This is a genomic window from Frankia sp. AgB1.9 (genome assembly GCF_016786355.1).
Classification (GTDB): domain Bacteria; phylum Actinomycetota; class Actinomycetes; order Frankiales; family Frankiaceae; genus Pseudofrankia.
Genome location: NZ_JADWYX010000258.1, coordinates 1 through 1,763, shown reverse-complemented (window position 1 = coordinate 1,763; position 1,763 = coordinate 1). Strand labels below are relative to the sequence as shown.

The 1,763-nt window shown below is 78.2% G+C and carries 1 protein-coding gene; it reads left to right on the top strand.

Translation table 11 applies throughout. The annotated features are described in order from the left end of the window. Nucleotides 1–224 precede the first annotated feature (224 nt). Nucleotides 225–1,763 (top strand): AAA family ATPase (locus I6A60_RS43240; RefSeq protein ID WP_203055892.1); only part of this gene is annotated, 1,539 nt, incomplete at its 3' end.

The following is a 1,763-nucleotide window of genomic DNA, read 5'->3' as shown; positions in this document are numbered from 1 at the left end:
CGTGTGTTGTGGGGTCGGGGGGGGCCGGGCGGGGGCGTAGGGCGCCGGCGTTGCTGCGCGGGGGCGGAGCCCACCGGCCGGGGTCCCCCGCCGCCAACGGGGCTCGCTCCGCTCGCCGGGCCAGTCAGGCCACTTCGCTTCGCTTGTGGCCTGCTGGCCCGGAGAGCTACGCGAGCCGCTGGGTGGTTCTTGACCGGGAAGTCGTTCTTGGGGGTGGCGAACGGATGCGGCCGGTACTGCTGGAGATAGCCGGGTTCGGCTCGTTCCGGGACGCCGCGGCGGTGGACTTCGCGGACGCCGACTACTTCGCGCTCGTCGGGCCGACCGGGTCGGGGAAGTCGACGGTCTTCGACGCGATGACGTTCGCGCTGTTCGGGTCCGTGCCGCGGTGGAACCATCGCGGCCTGGTCTCGCTGGCGCTGGCCCCGACGGTCGCCCGCGGCACCGTCCGGCTGGTCTTCGACGCGGCCGGCAACCGGTATGTCGTCGCACGGGAGCTGCGCCGGCTCGGCAACGGAAGCGTGACGGTCCGCAATGCCCGGCTGGAGCGGCTGGCCGACCCCGCCGGCCTGGCCGCGCCCGGCGCGCCGACCGAGGTCGTGGCGGCGGACTCGGAGGTGAGCCGGGCGGTCGAGTCTCTGCTGGGGCTCACCTTCGAGCATTTCTGCGCCTGCGTCGTGCTTCCGCAGGGCGAGTTCGCCGAGTTCCTGCACGCCAAGCCGGCCGACCGTCAGAAGATCCTCACCAGGCTGCTCGGCCTCGGCGTCTACGACGAGATCCGGGCCGCCGCGAACGAGCAGGCCAAGACGAGCCAGCACGGCGCCGAGGCGCTGGACAAGCAGCTCGCCGGCTACCAGGACGCCACCGAGGAAGCCGCGCGGGCCGCCGCCGCCCGGGTGGGCACGCTGACCCAGGTCGTGACGAGCGTCGACGCCGCGCTCGGCGAGATCGCCACCCGGGCCGCGGCCGCCGAGCGGGCGACGACCGAGCTGGCCCGCGTCCAGAACGAGCGCGACCTGCTCGCGGCGGTCCGGATGCCGGTTGACGTGGTCACGCTGACGACCCGGCTGGCCGCCACCGCCGCGACCGCCGCCACGGTGGCCGCGGCCCGCCTGGCCGCCGAGCGGGTCGACAGCGCGGCCCGCACGGACCTGGCGGCGGCGCCTGACCGCGCCCCGCTGGAGCAGGCTCGCCGCGACCACGCCGAGCTGGCACGGCTGGAGGCCGCCCAGCCGGGGGCACAGGCGACCTACACCGCCGCCCTGGCCACCCTCGACCGGCTCACCGTGGCCGTCACCGACACCCGCGCGGCCCGGGACGCGGGCGCCGCCGCTCGCGACGAGGCCGCCGTCGCGGCGCAGGCCGTCGCCGACGAGGTCGCGCGGCTGCGAGCCGAGCGCGACAGGCTGGCCGCCGTCCGCACACCACCGGGCGTCGTCGAGCTGGCCACGCGGCTACGCGCCGCCCAGCGGGCCGCCGCCGAGTCCGGCGCGCTGCGGCGAGCCGCGGAGCAGGCCGACACCGACGCCCGAGCCGCCCTCGACGCGGCGCCCAACCGGGCCGCCCTGGAACGCGCCCGCGACGGCCACGACGAGCTCGCCCGCCTCGCGCCGGCCCGGGCCGCGGCCGACACCGCGCACGCCGACGCCCGGCGCGGGCTCGACGCGGCGGTGGCCGGCGTCGAGGCGGCCCGCCCCGCCCGCGCGGCGGCGGCGGCCGCGCTGGAGCCGGCGCAGCCCGCCGCTCTGGCGGCCGCGCTGCGG